This window comes from Delftia sp. WSY_10, assembly GCF_043104705.1.
GTDB lineage: Bacteria > Pseudomonadota > Gammaproteobacteria > Burkholderiales > Burkholderiaceae_C > Comamonas > Comamonas tsuruhatensis.
Genome location: NZ_JBICKY010000056.1, coordinates 588527 through 603526 on the forward strand (window position 1 = coordinate 588527; position 15000 = coordinate 603526).

Annotated in this window: 22 protein-coding genes; 12 read left to right on the forward strand and 10 right to left on the reverse strand. The window is 60.5% G+C overall.

Features of this window, described 5'->3' with window-relative positions:
- Positions 1–72: 72 nt before the first annotated feature.
- The 10 genes from ACF8ML_RS25290 to ACF8ML_RS25335 all read right to left on the reverse strand — a co-directional run bounded on the left by ACF8ML_RS25290 (position 73) and on the right by ACF8ML_RS25335 (position 6513).
- On the reverse strand, positions 73–489 hold the full coding sequence (locus ACF8ML_RS25290; RefSeq protein WP_392408273.1) for a Mor transcription activator family protein: 417 nt from the start codon (positions 487–489) through the stop codon (positions 73–75).
- Between the two features lie 44 nt (positions 490–533).
- Positions 534–1010 carry a regulatory protein GemA gene (locus tag ACF8ML_RS25295; RefSeq protein WP_392408274.1) on the reverse strand — a complete coding sequence of 159 codons (477 nt, stop codon included), beginning with the start codon at positions 1008–1010 and terminating at the stop codon, positions 534–536.
- Between the two features lie 2 nt (positions 1011–1012).
- On the reverse strand, positions 1013–1534 hold the full coding sequence (locus ACF8ML_RS25300) for a host-nuclease inhibitor Gam family protein (RefSeq protein ID WP_392408275.1): 522 nt from the start codon (positions 1532–1534) through the stop codon (positions 1013–1015).
- Positions 1535–1539: 5 nt separating this feature from the next.
- Positions 1540–1800 (reverse strand): hypothetical protein, encoded by a 261-nt coding sequence (locus ACF8ML_RS25305; protein ID WP_392408277.1) that lies wholly within the window; start codon positions 1798–1800, stop codon positions 1540–1542.
- 2 nt (positions 1801–1802) lie between these two features.
- Positions 1803–1955 (reverse strand): hypothetical protein, encoded by a 153-nt coding sequence (locus ACF8ML_RS25310; protein ID WP_392408278.1) that lies wholly within the window; start codon positions 1953–1955, stop codon positions 1803–1805.
- 37 nt (positions 1956–1992) lie between these two features.
- Positions 1993–2214 carry a hypothetical protein gene (locus tag ACF8ML_RS25315; RefSeq protein ID WP_392408279.1) on the reverse strand — a complete coding sequence of 74 codons (222 nt, stop codon included), beginning with the start codon at positions 2212–2214 and terminating at the stop codon, positions 1993–1995.
- A gap of 429 nt (positions 2215–2643) precedes the next feature.
- Positions 2644–3264, reverse strand: a complete 621-nt coding sequence (locus ACF8ML_RS25320; protein WP_392408280.1) for a hypothetical protein — start codon at positions 3262–3264, stop codon at positions 2644–2646.
- Positions 3261–3992 (reverse strand): AAA family ATPase, encoded by a 732-nt coding sequence (locus ACF8ML_RS25325; RefSeq protein WP_269197511.1) that lies wholly within the window; start codon positions 3990–3992, stop codon positions 3261–3263. Before ACF8ML_RS25325 ends, ACF8ML_RS25320 begins: the two co-directional genes overlap by 4 nt.
- Positions 3993–4051: 59 nt before the next feature.
- Positions 4052–6214 (reverse strand): Mu transposase C-terminal domain-containing protein, encoded by a 2163-nt coding sequence (locus ACF8ML_RS25330; RefSeq protein ID WP_392408281.1) that lies wholly within the window; start codon positions 6212–6214, stop codon positions 4052–4054.
- On the reverse strand, positions 6214–6513 hold the full coding sequence (locus tag ACF8ML_RS25335; RefSeq protein WP_392408282.1) for a hypothetical protein: 300 nt from the start codon (positions 6511–6513) through the stop codon (positions 6214–6216). Before ACF8ML_RS25335 ends, ACF8ML_RS25330 begins: the two co-directional genes overlap by 1 nt.
- A 34-nt stretch (positions 6514–6547) precedes the next feature.
- Here ACF8ML_RS25335 and ACF8ML_RS25340 point away from each other — a divergent pair, with 34 nt between their 5' ends.
- The 12 genes from ACF8ML_RS25340 (at position 6548) to ACF8ML_RS25395 (ending at position 14995) form a co-directional block, all read left to right on the forward strand.
- Entirely contained in the window at positions 6548–6955 is a 408-nt protein-coding gene (locus tag ACF8ML_RS25340) for a helix-turn-helix domain-containing protein (protein WP_392408283.1), read from the forward strand.
- A 146-nt stretch (positions 6956–7101) separates the two neighbouring features.
- Positions 7102–7746 (forward strand): lysozyme, encoded by a 645-nt coding sequence (locus ACF8ML_RS25345; RefSeq protein WP_392408284.1) that lies wholly within the window; start codon positions 7102–7104, stop codon positions 7744–7746.
- Positions 7743–7994: a hypothetical protein gene (locus ACF8ML_RS25350; protein WP_392408285.1), complete on the forward strand. Its 252-nt coding sequence runs from the start codon at positions 7743–7745 to the stop codon at positions 7992–7994. Before ACF8ML_RS25345 ends, ACF8ML_RS25350 begins: the two co-directional genes overlap by 4 nt.
- 7 nt (positions 7995–8001) lie before the next feature.
- Positions 8002–8553, forward strand: coding sequence for a hypothetical protein (locus tag ACF8ML_RS25355; protein WP_392408286.1), 552 nt, complete (start codon positions 8002–8004; stop codon positions 8551–8553).
- 5 nt (positions 8554–8558) lie between these two features.
- Positions 8559–8849 carry a hypothetical protein gene (locus ACF8ML_RS25360; RefSeq protein ID WP_046986407.1) on the forward strand — a complete coding sequence of 97 codons (291 nt, stop codon included), beginning with the start codon at positions 8559–8561 and terminating at the stop codon, positions 8847–8849.
- Complete coding sequence (locus tag ACF8ML_RS25365) at positions 8850–9347, forward strand: DUF1804 family protein (protein WP_392408287.1); 498 nt, start codon at positions 8850–8852, stop codon at positions 9345–9347.
- A 3-nt stretch (positions 9348–9350) separates the two neighbouring features.
- Positions 9351–11021: a phage terminase large subunit gene (gene terL / locus ACF8ML_RS25370; protein WP_392408288.1), complete on the forward strand. Its 1671-nt coding sequence runs from the start codon at positions 9351–9353 to the stop codon at positions 11019–11021.
- Positions 11018–11197 carry a hypothetical protein gene (locus ACF8ML_RS25375; protein WP_392408289.1) on the forward strand — a complete coding sequence of 60 codons (180 nt, stop codon included), beginning with the start codon at positions 11018–11020 and terminating at the stop codon, positions 11195–11197. Before terL ends, ACF8ML_RS25375 begins: the two co-directional genes overlap by 4 nt.
- Before the next feature lie 3 nt (positions 11198–11200).
- Positions 11201–12691 carry a hypothetical protein gene (locus tag ACF8ML_RS25380; protein ID WP_392408290.1) on the forward strand — a complete coding sequence of 497 codons (1491 nt, stop codon included), beginning with the start codon at positions 11201–11203 and terminating at the stop codon, positions 12689–12691.
- Positions 12675–13550 (forward strand): hypothetical protein, encoded by an 876-nt coding sequence (locus ACF8ML_RS25385; protein ID WP_392408291.1) that lies wholly within the window; start codon positions 12675–12677, stop codon positions 13548–13550. The genes ACF8ML_RS25380 and ACF8ML_RS25385 overlap by 17 nt, the downstream gene beginning before the upstream one ends.
- A gap of 202 nt (positions 13551–13752) precedes the next feature.
- A complete protein-coding gene (locus ACF8ML_RS25390; protein WP_392408293.1) occupies positions 13753–14586 on the forward strand; it encodes a hypothetical protein in 834 nt (277 codons plus the stop codon).
- A 160-nt stretch (positions 14587–14746) separates the two neighbouring features.
- Positions 14747–14995 (forward strand): hypothetical protein, encoded by a 249-nt coding sequence (locus ACF8ML_RS25395; protein ID WP_392408294.1) that lies wholly within the window; start codon positions 14747–14749, stop codon positions 14993–14995.
- Positions 14996–15000: the final 5 nt, after the last annotated feature.

Consider the following 15000-nt stretch of genomic DNA (forward strand, 5'->3'; position numbering starts at 1 on the left):
ATAGTTGGTTCATGATAAAATGCAGAACGCCCAACTTGAGGAAGTTGGGCGTCTTTTTTAAGCATATGGTTGCTAGAAAAGTTTACGCTGCTTTCTTTCTATTGGCGCTGTTACTCCCATAATTGCTACCAGCCTGACCACCTGGCGCTCAGTGAGCCCATATTCTGCAGCAATTTGTCGGGCGGTCTTTTGTGTTGCGTAATCTGAAGCGATACGTGCGTTGCGAACAGCCTGAAGAGCCCTTTCTGCTTTAGGAAGTTGAAAATGTGGCAAACCACCATATTCCTTTGAGAGTGTTTTAAGTGCCTCAAGGCCGATTGCTTTCACATAGGGGTGGTCTGCGGTTACACGGTCGGGAGTGGGGAAGTACACGCGTAATCCGCCCCATCCTTGAACCAAAGCCATTGTGGCTCTCAGACCAATCAAGCGCTCAAATTCCCGAAGTAAAGGAGGCAGCAGTTCTATAGGTATGATTAATTGGGATGGCATGATTTATAAAGTCGAATCCATAAGAATTATTTACTCATCCATGATCATTGGTTTTTTTGTGAAGTGCGCTTCGCTCGGTCCAGCATCGATTTGAGGACCTCGATAATCTTGGAGCCATCCGCTGTGGGTACAAACTTGATATCAGAGTAGCTAGTGCCTGTGGTTCGTGCAATAAATTTCAGAAGGCTGGCAAGACTGCCATCACGCAGGCCGCCTGATTCATCCAATTTCTTCCATAGCCACTTAATTTTTTCGGCCTGGCCGAAAGGTTTAAATGAATTGACCTTTGGGGTGAAGCCAAGCTTTGCCATGTGTGTCAGCATCTTGGCCCGGCCTGGGCCATCAAGCAGGGCAGAGCTGGTTACACCAGTCTGTTGATGCAGGTGATATCGATAGTCATCATCGCTCCAGCTCAGTGCCTGCTTGCCTTGGTGAATATGGCCCAGTTCGCGCTTGCGTTGGGCGTCCCCATTCGATTGGCTTGTATATATCTTGAATCGGTCACGAGAGGTGGCGTTCATGCTCAAACCTCCGCCTTGGCCTCGAAGGGCTGGACGATGAAGTCCTCAACCCCACTGACGAGCTTGATTCCCACAATGCCGCGAACGGCTTCGGGTTCGTTGAGGATGGCTTCCTTATTCACCTCTGCCTTGTTGCGCACGAACCGCTGCAGGTTCATGCGCTCCAGCGTTTTGATGACTGTTTCTGCGCCGCGAATGCTGACGCTGGTGGGGCGAAGGCGCCAGCTGGCGGTACCAGTGACGAAGTTGGCTGTTTTGCCGAGCTTGTCGTTCTCGCCGCACAGCTCTACACGGTGGGCCTCGCACCAGGACTGCACGCCCTCCTGCAGAAGCGTGATGCGTGCCGAAAGCGCTTCCAGCGTGGGCTGATGGTTTTGGGTGATGGCCGCGATGGCGTCGTTCATCTCCCCACGGCGGCGCTCGAATTCGCGCTGCAGGTCGCCGATTTGGCGGATGTATCCGGCGCAGTCATTCTTGCTCTGGGGGACTGCGGTTTGGGCTTGAGCTTTGAGTCGGGTTGCCATGGCGATTAGTGGTGATGGGTTGAGGGAAGGTCTGTCGATGCCGATGCGGTGTCATGACCGCTGAGCACGCGGGCGGCTTGTGCCAGTGCTGCCGCTGCGGAAGGGACCTGGCGCAGAACGCCGTGGCGCGCGGCCGTGTTGAGATAGGCCGTCAGCAGGGCGTTGAGTGCGACGTCTTGAGGTTGGCCTTGAACGAGCCGGGCGGCTCCGAGTGCCAGGCGCTCGACCGCGTCGACTTCCTCGTTGGTGGGTCCATAGGCAGCCATGGTCAGAACCCTCGCAGCTCGGTAAAGCCGTGGACCGCTGCGATGCAGAACCCTAGGGCCATGATCAGGATGAAGAGCACGGCGGTCAGGGCTGCCTTGGCGCACCAGCTCATCTCGCGCTGCTCATGCTCGATGGCCGTGGGGGCGAAGTGCATCGGCCCCTGCTTGAACGAGCCTTTGATTTGTTGGTGCTTACGCATAGTGGGGACCTCCTTTGAGCAGTTGAGAAAGACGTTCGCGGTGCATGTGCGTGAACGTTGAGTAGTCGTCTGCAGCGGACGCGATAGCCAGGCGTCGTGTGATCCCGTAGGCCCGCTGCAGGCGCTTGGCACGGCGCTTGATCCAGCCCAGGGGCGGGCGGTGGTAGTCGGCCTCGGTGAGAGGCAGCACGATGTGGATCACTTCACGCTGCATCGCCGTTCTCCTGGTCGACAGCGCGGCGAGCGCGCCGCTGTGGTTCCTTGGGTGCAGGCGGTGCGCTCGCCTCCCGGTGCGGGCACTGCCTGCAGGCCTGCCAGTGCTGCATATCGCGCGGGCTTGCAGTGGGTGCTGGGCGGTGTGCAAAGGCGCGGCACTGTTCTGCTGTGATGACTCGCTCATCTCCACTGGATTCAGCAGTCAGGTGTGGACAGGGATAGCGACCAAAGGTGCGCTGTACGCGATCCGCGATGCGCGAGGTGCTCGCGGCGCCACTGCCATAGGCGCCACTTCCGTTGAGCACTTGGCTCAAAGCAGCGGGACTAATTCCAAGTTGGCGAGCAATGTGGGCGCGCACAGCACCGGGAGCTTGTGCACGATCAAGGAGCATCGAGAACCAAGGTTCGCGCTGGTATGCGAGGGCGTTCATTGCTGTACCTCGCTGGCCTTGCGGCCGATGGCTGAGATATCGGGCGGTGTGACGCCAATGTCTTTAACGAGCACGTACCGGAAAAAGCCGTTGACGCGACGCGCGCTGATCTGCACGGCATCAGGGCGAACACGCGACCAATAGCGCATGTATCGAGACGCGGTGCTCTGCAGGCTTTCTGCGTTCCCGCCAGCATCGACCAGCACAGAGATGGCTTCTTCGGCTGTCAGCGCTGCACGGATGCGCAGGAGGTTCCACAGCCGGCTGTACAGCGTGCTCGGTCGTGGCTGCTTGTTCCGCTCGATCAGGGCCTCGACACGCACCTGCCTTGCCTGGGCCTGTATGGCGGTGCGGCACGCTTCCCTCCCTGTGGCCGTCAACTGCCAGGTCTGCGGGTTGTTGGGCTTGCGCGCACCAGGTCGGGCAGCATGAGGCGCGCGTTCCAACAGGCCGCGCTGCTGCAGTGTCTTGCAGGCCAGGCGTGCAGTTGTTGGCGAGCCAAGGGCCGGAATCCAGCCCTGCAGTTCGACGCTGGTAAATGGGCGCGGTGAGGCGCTGCTGAATTGCTTGCCGAGTCCGACGAGCACAAGAGGGACAAACCAGAAGGCGGGCTTCATTCAGCCCTCCTGCCCAGTTGCTTGCCATTGAATTCAGGGCACAGCGGACGGCCCTTGATGCATTCCAAGGTGACCTTGTCCCAGCCGTTGGCATCGGCCCACTGCTCCAGGTTGGCGATGGCGTTGAGCAGCAGGCGCATGCGGCCATTGGCCTGCTTGAGCAGCTCGGGCAGCACATCGTCTGCGATGGGCACTTCGCACTTTGCAGTGACCGTGGCCTTGACGTCGGCCAGGGAGATCGGCAGCAGCTCGACCACCTTGGCGACGCGGCTGGCGATGTGCCCATGGCGCGCTACCTTCATGGGGAAGTGCTCCATGCCGACGAGAAAGCACATCGTGCCCGTCATATCGGTGATGTCGCGCAGCACCTCCAGCAGTGAGCCCGTGGTGCCGACCAGGAAGTCGGCCTCGTCCACGATCATCGGGACCATGTCCACTGCCAGCTTGCCGATGATGCGGGCCTGCACCTCCTGGTTGCGACCTACTTTGGACAGTCCCATGCGCTCGGCCAGCTCATCAAGCATGGCGCGCTTGGTCCAGGTGGCCTTTGCCCGCACGAAGACCCAACCGCTGTCCGCCGCCCAGCGCTCGGTCAACTCGGATTTGCCGATGCCGTAGTGACCCTTGACCAGCACCAGGCCGGCCTCGCGTGCACCGCGCCGTTCGACCAGCTTCTGAGCTTCGGCCAGGCGCTTGAAATTTTCCGTTTTGACGAAACCTTTTTTCACGATACATTTCCTCTGTCTATCGATTGATCGCTGACACCGCCCTGTGACGTCTGCAAACGTCACAGGGCACTCTTAAAACCGGGCTGCTCGCCCGCGTCGTTCCACCCCATCCCCCGTCCCTCGTAGTAGTCGCGCAAGTCCGCGTAGTCCTCGCTGGCCGTGTAGTTGCGTAGCCATGCGCCGTCTGCATCGGTCCACTGGTCGCGGTTGCGCATCAGCCATTCGTAGCGGTTGCTGGGGGCGTCGAAGAAGGGGCGACTGGGGGCCACAAGAACTAGCTCGGCAGCGGGTGTCTCCGAGACGATGGGCAGTTCAACGACCGCAGCTGCGGGTGCTTCAAGCGCAAAAGTCCCGGGCACGTCGATGGGGGTATCCAGCTCTCGCAGGGCGGTTTGGATCTGCTGCTCGCGGCGCTTGACGGCGGTAGCCACGCGGCGCTCGCGGGCGATCTGCACGACTGGCTTGGGCATGGCGTCGATGCGGTTGGCGTTCCACAGCGCGTCGCAGACGAAGTCGCCATCCACCGTGTACACACGCACGAAGTTCGGGTCGTGGATGTCGTAGCGCACGCTGACCTCGCGGCCGTCCACATCCCGGCGCATCAGTTCGGCGGCTTGGTAGTCCTGGTTGAACAGCGTGACCTGGCCGCGCTTCGCTGTGCGCAGCACTGCTGGCATGAACAGCTCGCGCAGCTCGCCCATCGTGGGCTTGTGCTGCAGTTCCGGGTCGAACTTCGCGGCCCAGGCTTCGGCTGGTGTCATGTGCTTGCCGTCCTCGCGCTTGGGTAGGCTGCGGTGACGGTGCTGCGTGTTGAATTCACGGACCATGACCTCGACCGCGTCCACGAACTGCGCCCAGGTCGGAGCTTTGGTGCTGAGCTTGACGACGGCCCCTGTGGCCTCGGCACGACGTATAGCGCGTTGCTCGCTGGCAAGTTCGGCTGCGACCTTGCGGTAGGTGCCTCCATCCACATCGGAGCCTTGGTAGCTCCCGAACTGGCGTGCGCAGTTGATGGCATGGGTCTGCCAGCTGCGCTCGATGACCCCTCGGCCTTGTGGCTTGCCGGGGATGCCGGTACGGTGGTCAATGCCCAAGCGGGCCATCAAACCATCGATAGGGCAGTCCATGACCAAGGCGGTTTCGCCAGCCCCGTTGTCGGTGTAGACGATGGCCGGGATGCCCCATTGACCAATGGCATGGCGCAGTGCATCGCCAACAGCGATGACGTTCTCGGAAAGAGACACCGACCAGCCCACGATCATCCGCGTCGACCAGTCAATCACCATGGTCAACTCTGGAGCGAAGGGCGCACCGTGATCGGGATGGCGCACGCGAGCTTTGAAGGTGTGGCCGTCCATCACGAACACATCAAGCGGCAACAGCATGCTGGCATCCCGCTTCTTGTATGGCAGGCGCACGTCGCGCTCGGAACCTGTGTGGCGGGCTTTGATCAGGGCCACGCTGGCCTGAGCGGACTTGCCCAGCTTGTCGAGTGCCCGGCGGGCGCGGTGGTACAGAGTGCGCCAGCTATCGAAGTCGCGGCCCAACTTTCGCGTGACCTCCTTGGCGGCGCCGCTGAGCTTGCGAAAGCGTGGGTCGCGGCTGTGATACAGGCCCAGCACTGCGGCCACGTCGTCGTTGATCTGGTGCGGATCGCGCGCTGTCTCTGGCACGGGCAGAAGGCCCCACCATCCATTGGCGCGGTGCATGCCGACCCAGCGTTCCAGCGTGCGAGCGCTGACCGAATCGCCTCGCGCTCTCTGGTTGGCCTGGCGGGCGATGAATTGCGCCTCCGACCCCGCCTCTCCCGTAGTGATACGTGCTGCAAGCAGTTGGCATGCGCGACGCAGGCCGTGCATGTGCACCAGCTCATAGACCATGTTGACCAGGCGCACGCGCGCATCGGCCACATTCTTCTCGGACTGGCTGGGGATGCGCGAAGCAGTCGGCGCATGCGCTGCCGTGGCGCTCAGGAAAGAACGCACTGCTGGCGTGTCGACCACGGGCAGCGCGACGGAGCCTGCAGTGATGATTCGTTGGGCTGCTATAGCTGCGCGAGTTTCCTCGGGTAGATCGGCAGGGTTGTATTCCTTCCCGCCTCCAACTCGACCTACGCGCGGACGGCTTTCTACAGCCAGCGCTACGAGCTTGTCGCGGGTGCGGCGCTCGGACGTCGGCATGCCCGGCAAGCCCGCTATTTCTTGAGCAGTGAGCCAAGTCATCAACGGTTCGCTGCAGATGCTTGTGTCTGGCTCTTGGCGGAAGCCGTGCGAGGGTCTGTGGGAGCTACACGGCCCTCCTTATGTGCTGGGCGGTTGCGGCGTGCGGAAGGCAGCGGAAGGCCCATGGACTGCATCGCTCGACGGGACTCACCGCTGCGCCCCACAACGGCGCCACTGATGACCGCCCACACGATGCTGGTGCTGAACTTGTTGTCACGGCACCATTGCGCGACGGTGACGTTTTTGCGTTCTAGTTCGTTCAAAAAATCCCGCGCGGAACGGTGCTTCGCTGTCATCATTCACCCCTTCAAGGTTGACTAAGATGGAGCGATTATGAGTAACGAAAAACATACCAGCAAGGTAAATGAAAATGACCTTCTTGGTGTGTCGGACATCACGCGAGCTCGTTCTGAACGCGGGGCTCGCATCAAGTCCTTGCGCGAGTCCTTGCAACTCACCGTTGTTGACTTCGCAGCCTTGATGCATGTGACCAAGCAGACGCAACTGAAGTACGAGAAAGGTGCTACGGCACCAGATGCCGACTACCTTGCTGAGCTGTACTTTCAGTTCGCTGTTGATCTCGGTCCTCTCATTACTGGGGCTCCTCGTTCAAAGCCCATGAAGGTCACGGCAGATGTCGAAGAGATGCTGCGTCGCTATGAGGCGCTGCCGGCCACTGCCCGTAGGACAGTGGATGAGGTGGTCTCATTTGCGTGGCAAGCGCAGCAGAACAAGCGCTAAAAGTGCTTGGTGCCCTGGGACATTCGTCGTGTACATGGGTTTGACCCTGTAGTGCAGGGCGTGATACCGTAAATGCCCCTTCCTCCTCTTTAAGGCCGACGCTCGCCGGCCTTTTTTCTTTGCCGCCCGAACATGACAGTGGCGGCATGGCGAACACCCTTTCTCTCAGAAAATCCGTCTTGCGCTACGGCATCCCTCTGGTGTTGGGCGGGTCGGCCTATGTCACGTACATCTCCGGCTTCGAGGACGGCCCAGCGGATGCGCAAGGGCGCCCGGAGTTCCGCAACGTGGTCTATGCAGACCAGTTCGCAGGAGGCTTGCCGACCGCGTGCCTGGGACTGACTAAGAGCGTCAGTCCGGTGCCTGTGGTGCTGGGCGACTTTTGGTCAGACGCCCAATGCCAGGAGGTCGGTAGCCAGGTGCTGCAGCGCGGGCAGGCCCGCGTGCTGGACTGCATCCGCGTCCCTGTCACGCAGCCCATCCTCAACGCGATCTCCAGCCACGGCCACAACTTCGGCGAGGCGAGCACCTGCGCCAGTCGTGCCATGGGCCTGCTCAACGCGCAGCAGTACGAGAAAGCCTGCGATGCCCTGGCACATGGCCCCGATGGCACGCCGGCCTGGAGCTACACCAAGACGGGCGCCCGCAATGCCAAGGGCGAGTGGGAATACCGCTTCGTGCGGGGGCTCTACAACCGCCGTCTGAAAGAGCGCACTACCTGCCTGCAGGGCGTGGCTGAGCTGCGTGCGCGCTATGACTTCGCCAGCGGCACATGGAGCGTGCAGCCATGAAGGTCTACCTCAAGACCGACGAGTGGGCACTCATCAGAAAGCTGCGCGCTGAGAAGGCTGCTGCCGAAAAGGCAGAAGAGTTCCGCATGTCTACGGCGGAAACAGCGGCGCAGTTCTTTCGCTACCTGGACCAGGCGGGCATGGCGCCTTCGTTTTCCGAGTTCGTCAACGGCTTTGGCTACGAAGGCGAGGACGGCAAGCTGGTCTATGAATACGTGCTGCACATCAGCGCCGTGCTGTGGAAATGAGCGGCCGATGACACGCTTTCTTGAAGCCCTGCAGGCCGCCGTTCTCGCCGTCGCATTGCTGCTGTGCCTGGCCCTGGGCCTGGGCCTGAGCATGGTGCATTACCGCACCCAGGCCCGGGTGGCGACCGCTGCGCTGACGCGCCTGCAGGCCGAGGTCAGCGCCCAGAACACCACGGCCAAAGCCGAGCTGGACCGCCTGACGGCCGAGCGCGATACCGCGCAGGCCAAGCTCGACGCCAAACACCAACACCAGGAGAAAGCTGATGCAGCCGAACTGCAGGAGATTGCTCGCCTTCGTGACGAGCTTGAGCGCCGCCATGTGCGGGTGCGCATCGTCGCCCAGCCAGTCACCCAGTCCGTCGCCTGTGGGCAGGGTAGTAGTGGCCCCCCAGGTGAAGCGCCCGCCAGCACCGACGCTGGTGCAGCAGACACAGCCGAGGCCTACGGGCTACTTCCAGCAGGAAATTCTGCGCGCCTTGGAGCAGTAATACAGGAAATCGAAACCCTCAACGCGGCCTATGCATCGTGCCGCACCACCCTGATCGACAACAACCTCTGAGCGTCATGAGCGAGAACTTTCAACAAAATTCCGAACGCCGGCAGGAGCTGCTGTTGCTGGGCCAAATCCATGGCCTGGTGCAGTCCCTCAAAGATGGGCAAGACCTGCAAAACCGGCGCATGGACCGCATGGAGCAGCGCATGGAGGAGCACTACAGCGGCCTCGACTCACGGCTGCGTGAGGTCGAGAAGAAAGCGGCCGTGGCAGGTGCCTTGTCGGGCGGTGCCGTGGCTGTGGGGACTGCGCTGGTGGTCGAAGGTATCCGCCAGTTCATGAACGGTGGCCTGGGCAACTGAATGGCGCACGGCAAGGAAAAACGCACCCAACTGCGCGGCCTGTACGTCTATCAGCGCATGACGATGGATGCGGCCTGCAAGAAGCTGGGCGTTCCCCGCAGCACGGCCAATCGCTGGAAGCAGGAGGCGGCGGCGGAAGGCGACGACTGGGAGAACGGACGTGCGGCCGTGGCCTTGGGCGATGACAACTTCAAGGCCCTTTCCACCAAGCTGCTGGAGGACTACCTGGTGCAGCACCAGGCCACCATGGACCTGCTGCGCGAGACCAAAGGCATGAGCGCGATGTCTCGCGCCGAGACGCTGGCAAGCATGAGCGACAGTTTCAACAAAACCATGGCCGCGTTCAAAAGGCTCAATCCCGAGCTGGACCGCCAGGCCGTGCAGCTCGACGTGCTGCAGCGCTTTGCGGTGTTCGTGCGCTCGCGTTTCCCGCAACACCTGGGCGCGCTGGTGGACATGCTGGAGCCCTTCGGCGAAGAACTCGCCAAGGTGCGGTGATCCATGGCAAAGAACAGCAAAGATTTCCTGGCGGGGCTCACGGCCCTGGCCGACGATTTGCGCAAGCAGATCGACGCCAACCTCGACGGCTGGGATGTCAGTGCCGAGTCCATCGCGCAGCGGCGTCGGCTGGTTTGCGACCCGGTCAACGGGTACGAGTATTGGGACCGGCACTACTTCCCACACTACGGCAAGGCAGAGCCGAGCGAGCTGCACAAGTACCTCTACAAGCGCCTGCCCGAGATCGTCAATGCTGCGGCCGGTCAGCGCGACGCGGTGGCGGCGCCACGCGGAGAGGCCAAGTCCACCAAGATATCCATGAGCTTCGTCAGCTGGTGCGTTGTCACGGGCGCGAAGTGGTATCCCATCATCGTCATGGATGCCTTTGAGCAGGCGGCTGAGATGCTGGAAGCCATCAAGGCCGAGCTGGAAGCCAACCCGCGTATCGCCAGCGACTTCCCCGAGGTCGCTGGCCAGGGGCGGGTGTGGCGCGCAGGCGTGATCGTCACCAGGAACGGCCGCAAGGTGGAAGCCTTCGGCTCGGCCAAGAAGATTCGCGGCCGGCGCCATGGCGCGCATCGCCCCGACCTGGCGATCATGGACGACATCGAGAACGACGAGAACGTCAACACGCCGGCCCAACGCGACAAGCTGCAGTCCTTCGTGACCAAGAGCGTGCTGTCGCTGGGTCCGCCTGATGACTCCATGGACGCCATCCTGGTCGGCACCGTCCTGCACTACGACAGCGTGCTCTCGCGTTTCCTCAAAAACCCTCTGTGGAATCGCAAGGTCTTCAAGGCCATCATCAACTGGCCTGAGCGTATGGACCTGTGGGAGCAGTTTGAGGGACTGCTGCTCAATGCCGAGACGCCGCAGGAGGGCGAGGCTGCGGCCATGGCCCATTACCGCGACCACCAGGCAGAGATGGACAAGGGCGCCAAGGTGAGCTGGCCTGCGCTGCGCCCGCTGGTCAAGCTGATGCTGCGCCGCGCCCGCGAGGGCCATGACGCCTTCGATAGCGAGCAGCAGAACGACCCGGTCGCAGGCGAGGATGCTCCGTTCGCCAAGAGCATTCAGTTCTGGGTCAACCGCCTAGCCGAATGGGTGTTCTATGGCGCCTGCGATCCCAGCCTGGGTAAAGCGGGCAACAGCCGTGACCCGAGCGCCATCGGTGTCGGTGGCTACAACCGAGAGACCGGCGTCATGGACGTGGTCGAGGCCGCTATCAAGAAGCGTGTGCCCGACCGCATCATCAGCGATGTGATCGAAGTGCAGCGCGAATATGCATGCATCGTCTGGGGCTTCGAGTCGGTGCAGTTCCAGGAATTCCTCCGTACCGAACTGGTCAAGCGCAGCGCTCAGTTGGGCGTGCCTGTACCGGCGCGCGCGCTGATTCCCATCAGCGACAAGCTGCTGCGCATCGAAAGCCTGCAGCCCCATATGCACAACGGACTGATCCGGGTCCACAGCAGCCAGACCACGCTGATTGACCAGTTCCGGCACTTCCCCAAGGCTGACCACGACGACGGGCCAGACATGGTGCAGATGCTCTGGATGCTCAGCGTCACAGGCGGCATCGCAGCCGCAGCCCAAGGCGGCAATACCGCCCAACCCCAAACGGCCCGGGAGCGTTATGCGCGCCAGGCCGCACGCATGTTCAGGAGAAACCGATGACCAACGAAGAGCAAGACCTGCTGATGATCCGTGGCTTTATCGCCGGCCTGCCCGACGAGGACCGTGCGGGCGTAAATGTGGCCGCTGCCAAGCTGCGCGAGATCGTGACTCTGCACAACGACCACGGCCAACTGGCCCTGGCACTGGTGGCAGCCGAACTCGCTGCAAAGGACTGAGCCGTGGGTTTCATCGACCGTTTCAAATCTTTCGTCGGCCTGGGCGTCGAGCTGGGCGTGGAGCCTGACGTTCCGAGTGCTCAGCCCATGCGTGAAGCCGCATCGGCTCAGGGCTCCGGCGAGCAGGGATGGCGGCGCATCTCGGATGGCGCAAGCCAGCAGAACGAGCGCGACCTGGCACCCATGGCCCAGGACCGCATGCAAAAGCTCGCCGAGCACCTGTGGCAGAGCAATCTGATCGCCAACCGCTTGGTGGAACTGCCCTTGGCCTATCTGCTGGCCGAGGGCGTGACGCTGCAGTGCCAGGATGCGGAGCATCAGAAGCTGCTCAATGCCTTCTGGAGCGATCCCATCAACAACTGGCCGCTCAAGCTGCAGCCGCGCGTGCGGGCGCTGGGTCTGCTGGGCGAGCAGTGCTACATCGTCAACGAGCGCGAGGGGGATGGCTTCGTGCGCCTGGGCTACCTGGACCCGCGCCAGATCGCCACCGTGGTCAACGACCCGAGCAACCCGGAGCAGCCTATCGGCGTCGTCACCAAGCGGGACAACCGCGGGCGCCAATACAAGTACCGGGTGATCGTGCTTGGCGAGGATGAAGCGCTGTTCACAGAGAACACGGCACGCATCCGCGCCGAAGAATTCACGGACGGCGAATGCCTGCTGTACCAGCTCAACAAGTTCCCCAATGGCAGCCGTGGGCGCAGTGACCTGTTGGGCCAGATGGACTGGCTGGACGCCTATGACGAATTCCTGTTTAACGAACTGGACCGCATCGGCTATCTTCGGTCCTTCGTCTGGGATGTCGAACTCAAGGGGGCCGACGACAAGGCTGTGGCCGACTACGAAAAGAAGTTTGTGCCGCCTGGCCCGAACAGCACCTTTGTCCACAACGACTCTGTCACGCTCACAGCCAAGGCCCCGGAGCTGCAGGCGGCTGACACCAGCCAGAGTGCGCGTTTGCTGCGCAACCACGTGCTGGGGGGCAGCACCATGCCCGAGCATTGGTTTGGTGGTGGCGGGGATGTGAACCGCGCCGCTGCATCCGAGATGGGCGAGCCAACGTTCAAGACCTACAGCCTACGGCAATCGTTCTTGCGCCTAATGCTGGAAGAGATTGGCCGCTACGTGCTGCTGTGCAATGCCCGGACGTCGGCCGTCGTGCCCGATTGGTCGGATGACAAATGGCAGGTGACGGCGGTGTTCCCCGAACTGCTCAACCGCGATATCACAAAGTTCGCCAGCGCAATGCAAGCCGTGGTCAGCGCGGTGGTCCAGATGATCGACAACGGCCTCATGACCGAAGAGACTGCGCTCAAGATCGTTGCCGATGTGGCCCAGCGCTTCGGCCAGGACTTTGATGCCAAGACCGAACTCGGCAAAGCTCAGGAAGAGGCGAAAAAGCGCAAGGCGCAGAAGGCAGCCGAGGACGTGTTCACCAACCTGCCGGCGGATTTGGCGTCGGCCAAGGCCCAAACCGATGGCGCGCAAGTCTGAGCCGGCGAATAAGCCCAGTCGCGCATTTGAGGCTGAGCTTGCGCGGCGCCTGCGTGAACGGGCCAAGCTGTTGCTGGAAAGTGAAATCCAGGTAATACAGCTTCTGGCGGCTGCACGCACACAGATTCTGGCGACGCTTGCGGGCCTGCCTTCTGAGTGGCAGAAGTGGCATCTGTCGCGTCTGCTGGGTCAGATCGAGGATGTGTTGTCCGGGGCCAGCGCGCAGGCAGGCGTGGTGTTCAAGTCGCGCATGCAAGATGCCTGGCAGGCGGGCGAGGACTTCATTGACAAGCCCCTGGCCACCATCGGCCATTCCGTGGAGACGCGGCTGAGCCAGCTTGACGTCGGCGTCCTCAAGCAGATGCAGTCCTTCGGAGCGCTGCGCCTGCAGGACGTGGGTGCCGAAGCTCTGCGCAAGATTGGTCGTGAGCTGGGCCTGGTGACGATTGGCGCACAGACGCCGTTTGCTGCAGTCCAGGCGGTGCAAAAGTTGCTGGATGCCGAATCGCCCCGGCGCGCTGCCAACATAGTAAGAACGGAAGTCAGCCGATCATTTGCATTGGCGGCCGATGAGCGTTTGGAGCAAGCGGCAGCGCTGGTGCCAGGCCTTGGCAAGCAATGGCGCCGCAGCGGCAAGATCCACAGCCGCTGGAATCACGACATCATGGACGGCCAAGTCGTGGATGCGGGAGAGTCCTTCAAGGTGCCCAACCCTGGAGGCGGGTTCGACATGATGAAATGCCCCCATGACACCAAGGCACCAGCGGAGCAGATCATCAACTGTGGATGCATCTCTCTGCCTTGGCTTAAAAAATGGCGAGTGATGATGCCAAAAGCCAATCCGTCCGCGGACGCTTAGCATCAGCTTGATGACCATGAGGTGCCTTGGTCTCGAGTCTTGAGCTTCGCCAGGACCACGCTGTGACGCCAACGTATTGGCGGGCTTCAGACGCTTTAAACTGGTCGAAGGCGGCGACCCCCTGGAAAAATTCCGTCGGACCGTCCTGGCGCCGTTTAAAGGCATTTTAAAGCCAAGCAAATATCCTACTTCTAGAGGCAACATGGTTAAGCGTTCATATAATTTCTTATTGCTTCTTTTTCTCGGTTTTTGCGTTCTGATCCTGACTATGCTCACGGCGGAGTTTGGTCCTCGTTGTCTAGAGTGGATGAGTGGTATCAAAGACTTGAAGCATGACATTGCTTTTTCCGCGTTAAGCGCACTTTTTGGAGGGCTGGCTTTCGCTGGAGTGCTCGTAACACTAGAGGCAAGTAGAAGAGATACAGAACAACAGCGACAGCTTGAAAGTGATAAAGAGTTCGTTAACCAAGTCAGACAGTCCTACGAATGGGCCTATCTAGCATTGACCGGTGGCGAAGAAGGAGCAAATCGGCCTATTAGGAATAGATTGGCGTGGTTAACTTGTTCGCGCCACCTGCTAAGAGCTAAGAAGATCAAAAAAATGATTAAGACCGATGTCTACTCGATAATTCAAGGCGAGTATGAAGAATTTTGGCGCCATAGGTTTTTCTTGCTGACGAATGGCACTGTGGGATTGGATTTGCTCGCATCCCACAGTGTTGTAACTGGTTATGAGCCACATATTGATCTTGCGTCTGCATTGACTATTGAGCGATTCGCCTCTGCCGAAGACTGGGTTGATCCAACTCTTCAGGTGGATGAGCATTCCATCATGGCATCCTGGCATGAAAGCCCGACTAGATTATCAAAAGTTATTGAAAGCTATGTTAATAACGCGATGCCTGATGTAGCGCGTGAGCAGAGGGTTTATCGAGAAACCTCTTCGAATAAGAAAATTTCTCAAAAAAGATTCTTCGAACGTTTGAAATTTTGTTTTTTGAATTTTCAAAAACTGCGAGGAATATTAAGTAGGTGAAGAAGTATTTGTCTTTGAAGGAGTTAAACAAAGGCGGGTAACTTAGATTCACATATTTGGGGCCGACATTGGCCGGCCTTTTTCTTGGTTGACAAGATCGGCACAGTCACTCCATCGCAATGCCGCATCACATCGCGGCCCAACAACGATGGAGTGACCAATGCCCGATCCCAACAACAGCGACGCCGAAAGCGGCAAGCAACTGACGGCCGCCGAGGCCGCCAAGCGCGTCAAGCGCACCGAAATCGAAATGGTCGAAGTCCGTGGCCCTGGCGGCAAGGTGACGAAGCAACCCAAGGCCAAGCGCGTGCCCGTCGAGGCCGGTGAAGTGCTGTCATTCCGCGACTACGGCACCCATGTCGTGGTCGTCACCAGGGATGGCCAGAAGCTCTCCAGCGCTGACGATTGAGCCTC